The following is a 15,673-nucleotide window of genomic DNA, read 5'->3' on the forward strand; positions in this document are numbered from 1 at the left end:
TCTCGGTAGCACGACCGCAAAACCAGCAACATCCGGTTTTGGAGAGCCCTCTACATACCAACCCAAGCGGGGGATCTGACCCCCGCAGGGGTCTCCTCCTGCTCATTTTGAACCAGGAGGCATCAACTTTCCGACCAACGGCTATCTTGCTGTCTTGGTTCGGTCTTCCAGGAGACATGAGCGAAAGCTCTGTCTGTCATTGTCCAACTGCCGCCTCTATGGAGCAGTAGCGGACTCGTTGTGCGACCAACGGTAGCCTACGACGGCATGCATCACTGACAACGGTGGTGTGTGAAGCCCGTCAGACAACGTAGCCCCCATATGGGTGCATCTCTCCCGCGAGGAAGAATGCAGAGACTCGGAGCAGTACCGGGTTGAGGCGCTAGGCTGGCTGGTACGGCCAACACAAGTGAATCGCTGATAAACACCGTAAGGATAACCATGCCAAAGCTGCTGTTAGGCATGAACCAAAATGGTACGAGGTTGGATATCCCTGTGGGATGTGGGGATACGTCGCCATCATAACCTCCGGTGAAAAGGCGGGGCCTAACCCAGTCGTGTGACAGACAGGGAACGTGGTAAGCCCGTATATCTGCCCTCAGGGCAGGTGGACCGTAAGGAACACTGTTAGTTATGCGGGTATGGGATCGCAGAGAAAGCGAATGCCAGACCGTAATATTCTGGATAGAGGTTGAAACATCACCTCACGGGAAACCGGGCAGACTTCTGCGTGGTCTTTCGTCGCAATAACTCTGACTGAGACCGTCTCATTAACCTCAGGGCCTAGCTCCATTGGCCCTTGATAATCCTACCCTGACGGGGTGCATGCACCCCTCAGGGGGTACGTGCGCCTTCCGCTCGGGTGGTTTCACTTTGAGAGGAAAGCAGCATGAAAGAGCTCAGCCAGCAAGGTGAGTCTGCGCTTTCCGGCACTCCGCAACAGTGGCACGACGTCGATTGGCGCCGAGTCCACCGGAATGTCCGGGGAATGCAGATGCGAATTGCGAAGGCTTGTCGGGAAGGCAAATGGCGCAGAGTCAAATCTCTGCAACGGATGCTCACCCGCTCGAAGTCGGCCAGATACCTGGCTGTACGGAGAGTCACGGAAAATCAGGGGAGCCGCACGGCGGGAGTCGATAAGCAACTCTGGGATACACCCAACGCAAAATGGATTGCGGTTGGTCAGTTGAAGACGCGGGGATACGAGGCTCGGCCACTACGGCGAGTCTACATCCCGAAGTCGGACGGACGGGAACGCCCACTGGGAATACCGACCATGACGGACAGAGCCATGCAAGCGCTGTACATGCTGGCCCTGTCTCCCATCGCTGAAACCCGAGGAGATCCGAACAGCTACGGCTTCAGGATCGAACGCTGTACGGCGGATGCGATGGCGCAATTGTTCTTGTGCCTATCCAAGCGGGCTTCGGCCTGCTGGGTATTAGACGCGGACATCGAGGGATTCTTCGACAACATCAACCACGAATGGCTATTAAGGAACGCCCCCACGGATGCACGGATTCTCCGGCAGTGGTTAAAAGCTGGAGTTATCCACAAGGGGCAGCTACACGCAACGGACGCAGGTACGCCACAAGGGGGAATTATCTCCCCCGTGTTAGCGAATCTGGCACTGGATGGTCTGGAAAGACTCCTTAAGCAGCACCTAGGAGTGACAAGGGCGAAGAAGCTGAAGGTGAACGTGGTGCGATACGCCGATGACTTCGTAATCACAGGGGCCTCTCCGGAGGTTCTGGAAAACGAAGTTAAACCTTGGGTAGAGCAGTTCCTCGCAACGCGTGGGCTGCGGCTGTCACTCAAGAAAACGCGTATCGCCCACATCGACGAAGGCTTCGACTTTCTTGGATGGAATTTCCGGAAGTACGACGGAACGTTACTGATCAAGCCGAGCAAGAAGAACGTCAAAGCGTTCTACAGCAAGATCAGAGAGGCGATTGACTCTCACAAGACGGTCAAGCAGGAGGATCTGATCCGACTGCTCAACCCGAAACTGAGGGGCTGGGCGCTGTACCACCAACCAGTTGTCGCGAAACAGGCGTACAGCCGAATGGACCACAGAGTGTTTATCAAACTCTGGCGTTGGGCGAAAAGGCGACACCCCAACAAGTCCCTCGACTGGGTAAGGAAGAAATATTTCCGGACCTCAGGCGACAGGAGCTGGGTGTTTGCCACCACGGTAGTAGACGAAGCTGGAGGTAAAAGGGAGGTCGAGTTGTACTCGCTCGCGAGTACTCCGATCGAACGGCACAGGAAGGTGAGTGGGGACTATAACCCCTACGATCCCACCATGGAGGCTCAAGGCGAGAAACTGCGGATGGACCGGATGCTGAGCAAGCTCAAGTACCGGAAACAAATCAACAGCCTCTTCGCCAGTCAAAATGGACTGTGTCTGCTGTGTAAGCAACCGATAACCAGGGAAACAGGGTGGCATGACCACCACATCATTCACCGCGCTTCGGGCGGTGGCGATGAATTGGGCAATCGGGTACTCTTGCACCCCAACTGTCACAGCCAGCTCCACACGCGTGGTCTGCACGTGAGCAAACCGGCTCCCCATGGGAGCTTCGTAAAGGCTTGAGCCGTATGCGCTGAAAGGTGCACGTACGGTTCTTAGGGGGGGAGGGGTCAGGAATGGCTCCTCCCTACCCGACTGCCCTGCGTTCCTCCAGCAGCTTGACGAACATGCTCAGGCTGCGCGAGACAGTGCCCCGGCGCCATACCAGCCAGGTCTTGAGGTAACGAAAATCCTCCGATAGCGGCCACACGCTGACGGTGCTGCAACCCGGCATGCTGTCGAGCATGCTCCGCGGCATCAGCGCCAGGCCCGCGCCCGCGCTGACGCAGGCGAGCATGCCATGGTAGGACTCCATCTCGTGGATCTTGCCCGGCACGGCCTTGTCCTGAACGAACCAGTTCTCGAAGTGATGGCGGTACGAGCAGTTGGCGCGGAAGGCGTAGATGCTCTGGCCATTGACATCCTTGGCGCGAGTGACCGGGGCGTGCTTGAGCGGCGCGATGATGACCATCTCTTCCTCGAACACCGGCATGCCTTCCAGGGTCGGGTGCAGCAGCGGCCCATCGACGAAAGCAGCCACCAGACGACCGGCCAACACACCTTCGAGCATGGTCCCCGAGGGCCCGGTGGACAGGTCCAGATCGACCTTGGGGTAGCGCTGGTTGTAGGCGGCCAGCAAGGCCGGGATGCGCACCGCCGCCGTGCTCTCCAGCGAGCCGAGGGCGAAGGTGCCCTGGGGGTCTTCACCGGCCACGGTCAAGCGCGCCTCGTGCACCAGGTCGAGAATGCGCCGGGTGTACTCGAGAAAGTTCCAGCCGGCGGGTGACAGGCGCAGGCGGTGCTTTTCGCGGATGAACAACTCGACGCCCAGGTCCTGCTCCAGCTGTTTGATCCGCGTGGTCAGGTTCGAGGGCACCCGATGGATGTGCTGGGCCGCGGCGCTGATGCTGCCCTGCTCGGCCACGGCCTTGAAGATTTCCAGTTGCACCAAGTCCACGGTCATTCTCCATTCGTGAATGTTTCGATCATTATTATTCAGTTTTTAATAAAGACACAGGCCCCTATGCTGGCAGCACTTCGAACAACAACAGGAACCCAGCCATGCCTGAGATCAGCCCCCTGAGCCACGCCATCTCCGTCGACCCTTACAGCGGCGAACAGATCGGCCACTACGCCTTCGACAGCGATGCCGCCCTGGACGCCGCGCTTGAGCGCGCCAAGCGCGGCTTCGCCCACTGGCGCCGCCAACCCCTGGCCCAGCGCAGCGAATACCTGCTGGCCCTGGCCAACGCCCTGGCCGCCAACAGCGAAGCCCTGGCCGAGATGATCACCCGTGAGATGGGCAAGCCGATCGCCCAGGCCCGTGGCGAAGTCGCCAAGTGCGTCAACCTCTGCCAGTGGTATGCCGAGCACGGCCCGGCCATGCTCGCCTCTGAGCCAACGATGGTGGAGAACGACAAGGCGCGCATCGAGTACCGCCCGATGGGCCCGATCCTTGCCGTCATGCCGTGGAACTTCCCGATCTGGCAAGTGCTGCGCGGCGCCGTTCCGGCCCTGATCGCCGGCAACACCTACGTGCTCAAGCATGCACCGAACGTGATGGGCAGCGCCTACCTGCTGCAGGAGGCTTTCAAGCAAGCCGGCCTGCCGCAAGGCGTGTTCGAAGTGATCAACGTCGCTCCCGAAGGCGTCACCCGCGCCATCAACGACCCGCGCATCGCCGCCGTGACCCTGACCGGGAGCGTGCGTGCCGGTATGGCCATCGGTGCCCAAGCCGGTGCCGCCCTGAAGAAATGCGTGCTGGAGCTGGGCGGTTCCGATCCGTTCATCGTCCTCGCGGATGCGGACATGGACGCGGCGGTCAAGGCGGCGGTCATCGGCCGTTACCAGAACACTGGCCAGGTCTGCGCCGCGGCCAAGCGCCTGATCGTCGAGGACAGCGTCATCGACGAGTTCACCCGCAAGTTCGTCGAAGCCACCCGACAACTGAAGGTCGGCAACCCGCTGCAGGACGACACCTACATCGGCCCGATGGCGCGTTTCGACCTGCGTGACGAACTCGATGGCCAGGTCCAGGCGACCTTGGCCGAAGGCGCTACCCTGCTGCTGGGCGGCAAGAAAGCCGAAGGCGTGGGCAACTTCTATGAGCCGACCGTACTGGCTGGCGTGACCCGCGACATGACGGCGTTCCAGCAGGAGCTGTTCGGCCCGGTGGCCGCGATCATCAGCGCCCGTGACGCCGACCACGCCGTGGCGCTGGCCAACGACAGCGATTTCGGCCTGGCCTCGACCCTCTACACCGCCGACGCCGCCCTGGCCGAGCGCATGACCGAGGCCCTCGACACCGGCGCCGTCTTCATCAACGGCTACTGCGCCTCCGACCCCCGCGTGGCGTTCGGCGGTGTGAAGAAGAGTGGCTTTGGCCGCGAGCTGTCGCACTTCGGCGTGCGGGAGTTCTGCAACGTGCAGACGGTATGGCTGGATCGCAACTGAGGTTCTCGCTCGACGCCTGCCTACCTTAATTCCTGCGGCCGACGCTGGACAGCGTCGGCCATAGGAACTGAGGTATGCAGCCCAGGGCCGGGGCTAATTGCGCGTCCTGTCCTTGACCCAATCGAGCATGTCCCCCGGCACGATCAGCTCATGCCGCGCCCGCGAGCATGCGGTGTAAAGCCCTGCCAGCAACCTGGCCAGCTCATTGCGGCCCTGCCCCGGCGCAGGCGCCACCATCAGCTCTGGCGACACCATGACCCGGGAGAACTCCATGTTCTTCACATCCCTGACCCGTCCAAGGAACAACTTCGGCTCCTTGGTCCAGCGGTAACGGCTCTTGGCCTGGGCGAAATGCGCCGAGGTGTAGCCCTTGCGCAGCATGTTGGCCACGGCGACGAATGCCTTGTCATCGCCCATGGCCTGCTCCAGCGCCTGCCAACTGGCATGGCGGAACAGCATGTTGTGACGCGGCCGCGTACCGTGCCGGTACAGCTCGATACAGTCCTCGACGAAGAGTTCGAAGTCTTGGCGCGCGCCCTTGAGCAGCACGAACGGCACACCTTGGTGGCTCAGGCGCTGGAACCAGCCGAACAAGCCCCATTCATCCTCGACGATCAGGATGGTGGGCTGCTCTGGCACCTTGATCCCGTCGTAGTAGCTCACCCGCGTGTAGTGCTCGGCGGCGCCGCTGAACGCTGCCCTGATGGCGGCGGGGTGTGCCTGGATCAAGGGATTGAGCACCGTTTCCATGGCCTGGCCGGCCCGCACCGAATGGTCGATGTAGCGCTGGCGGATGAACGAACCATGCTGCGATGAGAGCCCTTGGAGGTTTTGCAACTCGTCGCCCAGGGCGAGGACTGACTGTGGGCTACGGTCGAGGATATCCAGCATCGGCGCGGACAGCTCATGGGCCTCGTCGACGATGATGTGGGTGAACCGCTCATCGATGACTTCACGGGTCAGTGACAGCAGCTTGACCCGGTGATAGTCGCGCACCGGCAACTGGATCTCCCGTGCCGAGGGACGGATCAGCTCCTGCCAGTACAGCCGGGCCTTTTCCAGCAGCACGCGCTCATCGAGACTGCCCGGCGCCAGCCCTACCCGTGGCAGGTGATGCGCCTGCAGTTGCGTGTCAGCGCTGTAGCAGAAGCTGCGCACGGCCTTCAGGCACAGGCCGGCCACGGCGCGGGCGGTGAGCGGACCGATGTCAGGGAGCGCCAGCCAACGGATCACGTCCGTCTCCAGCGGACGCCACGAGCGCCGGGTGCGGTGCGGGTCGCGCAGGCGCCAGCCGTTGCTGGTCAGGTTGCGGTTGAGGATCTCATCGGCCAGTTGGCCGAACGTACAGGCGGTGAACTGGCCAGCACCGGCCACCCTGGCCTGCAGCGCCCGCAATTGGCCTTCGGTCAGTGCCAGCAGTAAGGTCCGTTGCGCAGGCAACAGGCGGGCGAATTGCTGGATGAGGAAGGTCTTGCCGGTACCGGCAAAGCCCTGCACCGCCACCGATTCTTCCATGCCCACCTGGAACTCGCGCAGAAGCCGGTACTGCTGATCGCTCAGGTTCAGGCTGCAGCCCAGCGAAGGCAGCTCGACCGGGTGAAACGGTGTGACCCGTTGTTGGTACGTGCTGGAAAACTGCAGGTTCCAATGGCCATCGGCATTGCGCAGTTCGCTGCTTTGCAGCGGCACGTCGGCCAACAGCAGACCGATGCCATGGGCGCCGAGCAGCCCGAGCCCGGCCGCGAACGTCTCGATCTCGAAGCGTTGGGCCACCTGGTCCTGGAAACGTCCCGGCGCCGCGGCCTCCACCTCATCGGCGATCGCCACCACCTCGGCAAACCGGCGTTCCAACGCCTCGGGCGAAGGCTTGCCCTGCACCTGGCGCGGCAGGTTCTGGATGAACAGCACCGCAGCGGCTTCAAGCGTGGTCGCATCGGTCAAGGACCGTTCGCCCGGGGACTGGGCATCGGTCAAGCGCTCGGCCTGCTCAACGGTCAACGGCAGATAAAACATCGGGACCTCGGGGTAATGCTGTTCACTTAAGCTGGAGTGCCTTTAGGTGGGGCTGCTACGTTAGCCCATCGCGACCCAAGGGCCTTACGTATCGGCAAGCCCCTTGTGGGAGCGGCCTTGTGTCGCGATGGGGCGCGCACCATATCAACAATCGAGGGTTAGCGGTTAGCGAGGACGACACCTTCGCCCGCGCTTGAGCGTCTCGCTCGGCAACTCCTTGAACAACTGCCGGTAGCTCTCGGAAAACCGCCCCAGGTGCCAGAACGACCAGCGCATGGCCACCTCGGCCACGGTCACCTCTCCCGGCCCCTGCCGGAGCAGGTCGCGCCGCGCGCCATTGAGCCGGCGCAGGCGCAACCAATGTGCTGGCGGCATGCCGGTGAAGGCCTTGAACGCTTGTTGCAACTGACGCAGCGACACCCCGGCGACCTGGGCCAGTTCCATCAGGTTGAGGGTTTCTTCCGGTGAGTCGGCGGCCCATTCGCTGACCCGCCGCATGATCGCCCGCTCTTCGCCGCGCCGCCCCAGGGCATCGCCTTGCAAGCGCTGGCAGGCGTTGTCGAGGATGAACAGGCAGTCGTCCAGCAGTTGCTCGCCGAGGGCCTGTTCATCCAGGCCCTCGGCGTTTTGGGCCATGCGCGTCAGGGTGGCGCTCAGCCAACCGCCGAACAGAGCGTTTTGCACACTGCCCAAGGGCACCATGAACAAGCCTTCGAGGCGCTGCACATCCAGGCCATGGCGTTGCAGGAAGGCCTGGTCGAACACCACCGCCACTTCCTGGTAGTTCTCCGGGGTGATCCAGATGTTGCGGCTTTCTTCGTTGAGCAGATAAAGGCTGTTTTCGCTGCGGTCGAAGCAAAACGCCAGCGAACCGCTCGGCGCCCGGAAGAATTGTTCGACCCGAGTGTTCAGCCGCTCTTCGTAGACCTCCACGCCATCGAGCCCGAGGCAGCGTAGCTGGCCATTGAAATGCCCAGGCGACATCTGCCGGTACTGCTGCTGCCAGCCCGGCGTGGCACGCACCTGTTCCGTTACGTCGGTAGTGATATAAGCCTGAACCTGCAAGGCGTTGGAGCTTGTCACGCGCCATCCTTTATGCACTCTTTTGGTGCATTTACTGACGAAGAAAGTGGATAGATCCTATCCATGTGCTGCGGCCAAGATAGTCCTCAGCGCGCCGCAGGGGAAGCTCCAGCGGAAACGACGCCTATAAAACCCAACCAAGAGGTCTGTATGAACGCCCCCTTCGATCAGCTGTCCACCTGGCTGAAAGAACACCGGATCACCGAAGTCGAATGCGTGGTCAGCGACCTGACCGGCATTGCCCGCGGCAAGATCGCCCCCACGGCAAAGTTTCTCCATGAGCGCGGCATGCGCCTGCCGGAGAGCGTGCTGCTGCAGACGGTCACCGGCGACTTCGTCGACGACGACATCTACTACGATCTGCTCGACCCGGCCGACATCGACATGGTCTGCCGCCCCGACCCGTCGGCGGTCTACCTGGTGCCCTGGGCCATCGAGCCGACCGCCATCGTTATCCACGACACTTTCGACAAAGAGGGCAACCCCATCGCCCTGTCGCCGCGCAACGTGCTCAAGAAGGTCCTGCAGTTGTATGCCGAGCAAGGCTGGCAGCCGATCGTCGCGCCGGAGATGGAGTTCTACCTGACCCAACGCTGCGAAGACCCGGACCTGCCGCTGCAGGCGCCGCTGGGTCGCTCGGGCCGGGCCGAAAGCGGCCGGCAATCGTTCTCCATCGACGCGGCCAACGAATTCGACCCGCTGTTCGAGGACGTCTACGACTGGTGCGAGATCCAGGGCCTGGACCTGGACACGCTGATCCACGAGGACGGCCCGGCGCAGATGGAGATCAACTTCCGTCACGGCGACGCCCTGGACCTGGCCGACCAGATCACCGTGTTCAAGCGCACCATGCGCGAGGCGGCGCTCAAGCACAACGTCACCGCCACCTTCATGGCCAAGCCCGTGGCCGACGAGCCCGGCAGCGCCATGCACCTGCACCAGAGCGTGATCGACATCGCCACCGGCAAGCCGGTCTTCGTCGATGACCAAGGGCAAAAGAGCGAGCTGTTCCTGCACCACATCGGCGGCCTGCAAAAGTACATCCCCAAGCTGTTGCCGATGTTCGCCCCCAACGTCAACTCGTTCCGTCGCTTCCTGCCGGACACTTCAGCACCGGTGAACGTCGAGTGGGGCGAGGAAAACCGCACCGTCGGCCTGCGTGTGCCCACCGCCAGCCCCGAGGCGATGCGGGTCGAAAACCGCCTGCCCGGCGCCGATGCCAACCCCTACCTGGCGATCGCCGCCAGCCTGCTGTGCGGCTACCTGGGCATGATCGAGAAGATCAACCCCAGCGCGCCGGTCCAGGGCCGTGCCTACGAACGGCGCAACCTGCGCCTGCCGATCACCATCGAGGATGCCCTGGCGCACATGGAAGAATGCGAGACCGTGCAGCGCTACCTGGGCCGCCAGTTCGTCCAGGGCTACGTGGCGGTCAAACGCGCCGAGCACGAGAACTTCAAACGAGTGATCAGCTCATGGGAGCGTGAGTTCCTGCTGCTCAGCGTCTGATCCGTACCGCGTCAACCACATCGCACAACACAACAAGAACCCACGAGGTGTCGACATGCGTCTGCTGCAATCCCTGTTACCCGCAACCCTGGCCCTGATGTTCGGCGCGGCCGCCCAGGCCCAGCCCAGCGTCAGCGTGTACAACTGGACCGACTACATCGGTGACACCACTCTGGCGGACTTCCAGGCCAGCAGCGGGATCAAGGTGGTCTACGACGTGTTCGACTCCAACGAGACCCTGGAGGGCAAGTTGCTGGCCGGTCGCACCGGCTACGACGTGGTGGTGCCCTCCAACCATTTCCTTGCGCGCCAGGCCCAGGCCGGCGCCTTCCTGCCGCTGGACCGCGAGCAACTGCCGAACTGGAAACACCTGGACCCGGCGCTGCTCAAGCTGCTGGAGCAAAACGACCCCGGCAACCGTTACTCGGTGCCCTACCTGTGGGGCACCAATGGCATCGGCTACAACGTCGACAAGGTCAAGCAAGTGCTGGGCATCGACCACGTCGACTCCTGGGACGTGCTGTTCAAGCCGGAGAACCTGAAGAAGCTCAAGCAGTGTGGCGTAGCCTTCATGGACTCGGCCGACGAACTGTTCCCGGCGGTGCTCAACTATCTGGGCAAGGACCCACGCAGCGACAAGCCGGAGGACTATGCCGAGGCCGAGAAGCTACTGCTTCAGTTGCGCCCCTACGTGACCTACTTCCACTCCTCCAAGTACGTATCGGACCTGGCCAACGGTGACGTGTGCGTGGCCTTCGGCTACTCCGGCGATGTGTTCCAGGCGGCCAACCGCGCCGTCGAGGCCAAGAACGGCGTGAAGGTGGCCTACAGCATTCCCAAGGAAGGCAGCAACCTCTGGTTCGACCTGCTGGCCATCCCTGCCGATGCCAGCAACCCGCAGCAGGCCCATGCCTTCATCAACTACCTGCTCGACCCACAAGTGATCGCCAAGGTCAGCGCCAGCGTCGGCTACGCCAACGCCAACCCGGACGCCCAGCAATTCATGGACCCGGAGCTGGTAGCCAATCCTGAGATCTACCCACCCCAGGAGGTGCTGGACAAGCTGTACATCTCCAACACCCCAACCCCCAAGATCATGCGCCTGATGACCCGCTCCTGGAGCAAGATCAAGTCCAATCGATGAGCCGAGTACAACCCATGGTCCAGACTAACCAACACACTGCCTCCTACTACGCCGCCACGGCTCGCGACACCGCGCCCTACCCGGCGCTCGCCGAGGACCTGAGCGCCGATGTTTGCGTGGTCGGCGGCGGCCTGACCGGGGTCAACACCGCGCTGGAGCTGGCCCAGCGCGGCCTCTCGGTCATCCTTCTGGAGGGCCGGCGCATCGGCTGGGGCGCCAGCGGGCGCAACGGCGGCCAGCTGATCCGCGGCATCGGCCATGACGTCAGCGGCTTCGCCCGCTACGTCGGCCAGGATGGCGTGCGCTACCTCAAGCAGGCCGGGATCGATTCGGTAGCCCTGGTCGCCCAGCGCATCGAGCAGTACGGCATTGCCTGCGACCTGCGCTGGGGCTTCTGCGAACTGGCCAACACGCCGGCGCAGTTCGCCGCCTTCCAGGCCGAGCAACAAGAGCTGGCCGAACTCGGTTACCGCCACGAGACCCGCCTGGTCGGCCCTGAGCGAATGCGTGAAGTGGTGGCCAGCGACAATTATGCCGGCGGCCTGGTGGACATGGGTTCGGGCCACTTGCACCCGCTGGACCTGGTCCAGGGCGAAGCACGGGCAGCCCATGGCCTGGGCGTGCGCATCTTCGAGCAGAGCCCGGTACTGCGTATCGAGCACGGCAGCACGGTCACCCTGCACTGTGCCCATGGTCGGGTACGGGCCAACAGCCTGGTGCTCGGCTGCAACGCTCACCTCGACGAACTGGAACCACGTCTGACCGGCAAGGTGCTGCCAGCTGGCAGCTATGTGGTGGCGACCGAGCCGCTGCCCGAAGCGGTGGCTGCCGAACTGATCCCGCAGAACATGGCCCTGTGCGACCAGAAGGTCGGCCTCGACTACTACCGCCTGACTGCCGACCGCCGCCTGCTGTTCGGCGGCGCCTGCCATTACTCCGGCCGCGACCCACGCGACATCGCCGCCTACATGCGGCCCAAGGTGCTCAAGGTGTTCCCGCAGTTGGCCGACGTGCGCATCGACTACCAGTGGGGTGGCATGATAGGCATCACGGCCAACCGTTTCCCCCAGGTCGGTCGGCTCAGCCAGCATCCCAACGTGTTCTACGCCCAAGGCTATTCAGGCCACGGCCTGAACGTCACCCACTGGACCGCCAAGTTGCTGGCCGAGGCCATCGCCGTCGGCCAGAGCCAGGGCCTGGACGTGTTCAGCGCCGTGCCGCACCTGACCTTCCCCGGCGGCAAGGCCCTGCGCTCGCCGCTGCTGGCGCTGGGGATGCTGTGGTACCGACTGCGGGAGGCGCTGGGCTGAAAGGAGCCGCCGCGTAGGCGGCTTCGCTCCCTCCGACGCATTAGCCTCCCATCACGACCGCCCCGCCGGGTCCCGCAACAGCGAATAGCCCCGCTCCAGCAACGTCTGGCCGATAAAGCGCGAGCCGACCTCGTTGAGGTGGGCGTTGTCCAGGTACAGCAGCTTGCCGTCGATCAACGGGCTGCAGCGCTGATCGGGGCAGATCACCTGGTTGGGGTCGATGAAGCGCACTTGAGGGAACTTGGCGCGGATCTGCGTCCAGTAGCGTGGCCGGGTGCTTTCGTCGGTTTCGCAGTGGCGCTGCAGGTCGAACATGAGACGGCGGATCGGGCAGGTGGCCGCCTTGTCGATGGGTTGGTTGTTAAGGATGACGATGACCTGGCCGCTGTGCTCTACGGCGCGGCGGATGCTGGCTTCGATGATGCCTTCGGCGGCCTCGTCGCGTGGCCAACTGCCGGCCAGCACGACATAACGGTAGCGGTTGCGCTCGATCAGGTCGAACACCCGCTCGTTGCGCAAGGCGCAGTGCGCCGCGTACACCGGCGGCATGCCGCCTTTGTAGCCGAGCACCGGCAGGCAGTTGTCGATGGTGTAGTCCATCAGGCTGATGTTGTCTGGCCGCGCCAGGATGTCCACCATGCCGCTGAAATGGTTGGCGAAAGAGTCGCCCACCAGAATGCCGTCGATGGCCGGCTTCTCGGCGCCCAGGCGGCAGTCGCTGTTCGGCCCGGTGGTGTACAGGGCATTGACCACATGACAGCCCCGGCGCACGTCAGCCGGCTTGTCCAGGGTCATGGCCTCCAGGCTTTCGACATTGGCGTTGAAGCGCTGGGGAAAGCCGTCGAACTGCTGGGTCAACCCCGCCACCAGCAGCAGCCCCAGAGCCGGCACGGCGAAGCGCCGGGTAAAGACCTGGACGAAGCGCAGTCGTACCCCGCTGCGGCGCATCGGTTTTTCGACATAGCGCCAGGACAGCCAAGACAGCACCACCGCGACCACCACCACAGCGCAACCCACACCCAGGGTGATCGGCACACCCAGGTAGTTGAGGTAGGCGATCAGCGGCCAGTGCCACAGGTACAGGGAGTAGGAGATCAAGCCGATGAACACCATGGGCCGACTGCCCAGCAAGGGCGACGACATGCTGCTAGCCCCCGCATAGATCAGCAACGCCGCCCCCAGGCAGGGCCAGAGTGCGTTGAGCCCCGGAAACGGCAGCCCTTCGCCGAGCAACGCCAACGACACGCCGATCAGCAGGTAGCCAAGTACCGTACACACCCCGGCCCGCAATCGGCCGATGGTCTGCGGCTGTTGCAGGTAGATGCCCAGCCAGCCACCCAGCATCAGTTCGAAGAAGCGCGTCGGCAACAGGTAGTAGGAGGCCGTGGCGAACACACCGGTGGCGTAGTGGGAGAACGCGACTGCCAGCACCACGCCCACACCCAGGGTCAGCAACAGGTGACGGGGGGCCAGGCGGAACACCAGCATCACCAGCAGCGGCCAGACCACGTAGAACTGCTCTTCGATACCCAGCGACCAGGTGTGCAGCAAGGGCGCTTCGCTGGCGTCAGCGGCAAAATAGTTGCCGTACTTGACCCAGATATAGAGGTTGGACACCCCCAGCAAGGAAAACAGCGCGGTGGCGTTGAGCCGCATCAGGTCGACCGGCGACAGCAGGAAAGCACCGACGATCACAGTGGCCAGCAGCACCGTGGCCAGGGCCGGTACGATACGGTTGATGCGCCGCTGGTAGAACTGCTTGAGGGAAAACCGACCCTCGCGCACTTCAGCGAAGACCTGGGAAGTGATCAGGAAGCCGGAAATCACGAAGAAGATATCGACACCGATGAAGCCGCCCGGCAGCCACGTGGTATTGAGGTGATGCACGAACACAGCGATCACCGCCACCGCGCGCAAGCCATCGATATCGGTGCGGTACTTTTCACGAATCATGCGCCTGACCTTCCCTATGGTGTTGAAGACGGACTCTTCGAGGCAATGTGCCACCCCCACAGTTGTAGGCCGGATTTCACCGCTCGCCAAGGCGAAAAGTCAAAAAGCCGACGATCGTACACCTAGCCCTGTTAAACCCGCTTAACTACTCCAGAGTTTCAGTCATTTTTTTGGCTATTTCTTGCGTCCAAGCTCCGGCGCCTTGCTCAAACCTGCCAGGCGCCGGGGTCTTGCAAGAGGCGTCAGGCAGCGAACGAGTAAAGGATCGCCGACAAGGTGATCAAGCCGATCAGCACCACGAAAACGTTCGACAGCTTGCCCGAGTACTGGCGCAGAGATGGCACTTTGCGCACCGCGTACATGGGCATGAGGAACAGCAGGCAGGCGATGATCGGCCCACCCAGGCCTTCGATGAGGCCCAGGATGCTCGGGTTGAGGGTCGCCACCACCCAGCAGGTCACCACCATGAACAATGCGGTGAGGCGCTCCAGGCGCTTGGCCGGCCACTGTTTGCCACGGCCACGCAGGCTCTTCACGATCAGCCCCTGGAAGCCCTCGCTGGCGCCGATGTAATGGCCAAGGAAAGACTTGGTGATAGCCACCAAGGCGATCAGCGGCGCCACGAAGGCGATAACCGGTGTCTGGAAGTGGTTGGCCAGGTAGGACAGGATCGAGATGTTCTGCGCCTTGGCCGCCGCCAGGTCGGCCGGGCTCAGGGCCAGTACGCAACTGAAGCAGAAAAACATCACCGTCAACACCATCATCAGGTGTGCGCTGGCCAGGATGCGGCTGCTCTTCTGCTCGGCCTGGGCGCCATAACGGTGCTTCTGGTCAACGGCGAAGGCAGAGATGATCGGCGAGTGGTTGAAGGAAAACACCATCACCGGGATCGCCAGCCACAGGGTCATGAACAGCGAGGACGGGCTGATGCCGGCGCTTGCCTGGGCGAAGAAGGCGCCGTTCCAGTTGGGAATCAGGCTCAGGGCCAGCAGCAGTAACGAGGCGACGAAGGGATAGACCAGCACGCTCATCACCTTGACGATGATGCCCTGGCCGCAACGCACCACGATCATCAGGCCGCAGATCAGCAGCAACGACAACAACGCGCGCGGCGGTGGGGTGATGTGCAACTGGTGCTCGAGGAAGCTGCTCAGGGTGTTGGTCAAGGCCACGCTGTAGACCAGCAGGATCGGGAAGATGGCGAAGAAGTAGAGCAAGGTGATCAGCTTGCCGGCGCCAACGCCGAAGTGCTCTTCGACCACCTCGGTGATGTCTTCGCTGGTGCCCTTGCGCCCGGACAGCACGAAGCGGGTCAAGGCACGGTGGGCGTAGAAGGTCATGGGGAACGCCAACAGCGCCAGGATCAGCAGCGGCCAGAAGCCCCCTACCCCAGCGTTGATCGGCAGGAACAGCGTCCCGGCACCGATCGCCGTGCCGTACAGGCCCAGCGTCCAAGTGGTGTCATGGCGGCTCCAGGCCTGGGATTGCTCGCAGGCAGCCGAATCCACACGAACAGTCGTGGTGTTGTTTACATCAGTCATCAGTATCGCCTTGTAGTTGTTTTTGTTGCTGGGTACAGCGGGGTCAAACAGCAGGTCGGGGCCGCGCAGCGACCGCGCCCGCTCACATAGCCGG

General features: G+C 62.8%; 10 protein-coding genes. 5 read left to right on the forward strand and 5 right to left on the reverse strand.

The features are described from left to right. The first annotated feature begins 889 nt into the window (after positions 1 to 889). Complete coding sequence (ltrA, locus tag ACYU03_RS13330) at positions 890 to 2,596, forward strand: group II intron reverse transcriptase/maturase (protein WP_461885033.1); 1,707 nt, start codon at positions 890 to 892, stop codon at positions 2,594 to 2,596. A 64-nt stretch (positions 2,597 to 2,660) separates the two neighbouring features. On the opposite strand, the gene ptrR is transcribed toward ltrA, so the two are convergent. Further along, positions 2,661 to 3,530: a putrescine utilization regulator PtrR gene (ptrR, locus tag ACYU03_RS13335; RefSeq protein WP_461891459.1), complete on the reverse strand. Its 870-nt coding sequence runs from the start codon at positions 3,528 to 3,530 to the stop codon at positions 2,661 to 2,663. Between the two features lie 104 nt (positions 3,531 to 3,634). On the opposite strand from ptrR, the gene ACYU03_RS13340 reads away from it, so the two are divergent. After that, a complete protein-coding gene (locus tag ACYU03_RS13340) occupies positions 3,635 to 5,026 on the forward strand; it encodes an aldehyde dehydrogenase family protein (protein ID WP_461885034.1) in 1,392 nt (463 codons plus the stop codon). A gap of 93 nt (positions 5,027 to 5,119) precedes the next feature. On the opposite strand, the gene ACYU03_RS13345 is transcribed toward ACYU03_RS13340, so the two are convergent. Both ACYU03_RS13345 and ACYU03_RS13350 read right to left on the reverse strand, forming a co-directional pair. Next, entirely contained in the window at positions 5,120 to 7,039 is a 1,920-nt protein-coding gene (locus ACYU03_RS13345; RefSeq protein ID WP_461885035.1) for a DEAD/DEAH box helicase, read from the reverse strand. Between the two features lie 165 nt (positions 7,040 to 7,204). Next, positions 7,205 to 8,122 carry a helix-turn-helix domain-containing protein gene (locus tag ACYU03_RS13350; protein WP_461885036.1) on the reverse strand — a complete coding sequence of 306 codons (918 nt, stop codon included), beginning with the start codon at positions 8,120 to 8,122 and terminating at the stop codon, positions 7,205 to 7,207. Between the two features lie 150 nt (positions 8,123 to 8,272). On the opposite strand from ACYU03_RS13350, the gene ACYU03_RS13355 reads away from it, so the two are divergent. Genes ACYU03_RS13355 through ACYU03_RS13365 form a run of 3 tightly spaced genes read left to right on the forward strand, consistent with a single transcriptional unit; the run spans position 8,273 to position 12,085 of the window. Next, positions 8,273 to 9,631 (forward strand): glutamine synthetase family protein, encoded by a 1,359-nt coding sequence (locus ACYU03_RS13355; RefSeq protein ID WP_461885038.1) that lies wholly within the window; start codon positions 8,273 to 8,275, stop codon positions 9,629 to 9,631. 55 nt (positions 9,632 to 9,686) lie between these two features. Then, the gene (locus ACYU03_RS13360; RefSeq protein WP_461885039.1) at positions 9,687 to 10,775 is read left to right on the forward strand and encodes a polyamine ABC transporter substrate-binding protein; all 1,089 of its coding nucleotides are present in this window, start codon (positions 9,687 to 9,689) and stop codon (positions 10,773 to 10,775) included. A gap of 14 nt (positions 10,776 to 10,789) precedes the next feature. Further along, positions 10,790 to 12,085: an NAD(P)/FAD-dependent oxidoreductase gene (locus tag ACYU03_RS13365; RefSeq protein WP_461891460.1), complete on the forward strand. Its 1,296-nt coding sequence runs from the start codon at positions 10,790 to 10,792 to the stop codon at positions 12,083 to 12,085. Positions 12,086 to 12,136: 51 nt separating this feature from the next. Here the strand turns inward: ACYU03_RS13365 and ACYU03_RS13370 are convergent, their stop codons facing one another. Beyond that, complete coding sequence (locus ACYU03_RS13370; RefSeq protein ID WP_461885040.1) at positions 12,137 to 14,038, reverse strand: acyltransferase family protein; 1,902 nt, start codon at positions 14,036 to 14,038, stop codon at positions 12,137 to 12,139. A gap of 242 nt (positions 14,039 to 14,280) precedes the next feature. Beyond that, positions 14,281 to 15,579 (reverse strand): serine/threonine transporter, encoded by a 1,299-nt coding sequence (locus ACYU03_RS13375; protein ID WP_461885041.1) that lies wholly within the window; start codon positions 15,577 to 15,579, stop codon positions 14,281 to 14,283. Positions 15,580 to 15,673 lie beyond the last annotated feature (94 nt).

Source organism: Pseudomonas sp. X10 (assembly GCF_054889225.1).

Coding starts and splice junctions, on each gene's coding strand:
- ltrA (WP_461885033.1), top strand. CDS start 890: ATGAAAGAGCTCAGCCAGCAAGGTGAGTCTGCGCTTTCCGGCACTCCG.
- ACYU03_RS13355 (WP_461885038.1), top strand. CDS start 8,273: ATGAACGCCCCCTTCGATCAGCTGTCCACCTGGCTGAAAGAACACCGG.
- ACYU03_RS13340 (WP_461885034.1), top strand. CDS start 3,635: ATGCCTGAGATCAGCCCCCTGAGCCACGCCATCTCCGTCGACCCTTAC.
- ACYU03_RS13365 (WP_461891460.1), top strand. CDS start 10,790: ATGGTCCAGACTAACCAACACACTGCCTCCTACTACGCCGCCACGGCT.
- ACYU03_RS13345 (WP_461885035.1), bottom strand. CDS start 7,039: ATGTTTTATCTGCCGTTGACCGTTGAGCAGGCCGAGCGCTTGACCGAT.
- ACYU03_RS13375 (WP_461885041.1), bottom strand. CDS start 15,579: ATGACTGATGTAAACAACACCACGACTGTTCGTGTGGATTCGGCTGCC.
- ACYU03_RS13360 (WP_461885039.1), top strand. CDS start 9,687: ATGCGTCTGCTGCAATCCCTGTTACCCGCAACCCTGGCCCTGATGTTC.
- ACYU03_RS13370 (WP_461885040.1), bottom strand. CDS start 14,038: ATGATTCGTGAAAAGTACCGCACCGATATCGATGGCTTGCGCGCGGTG.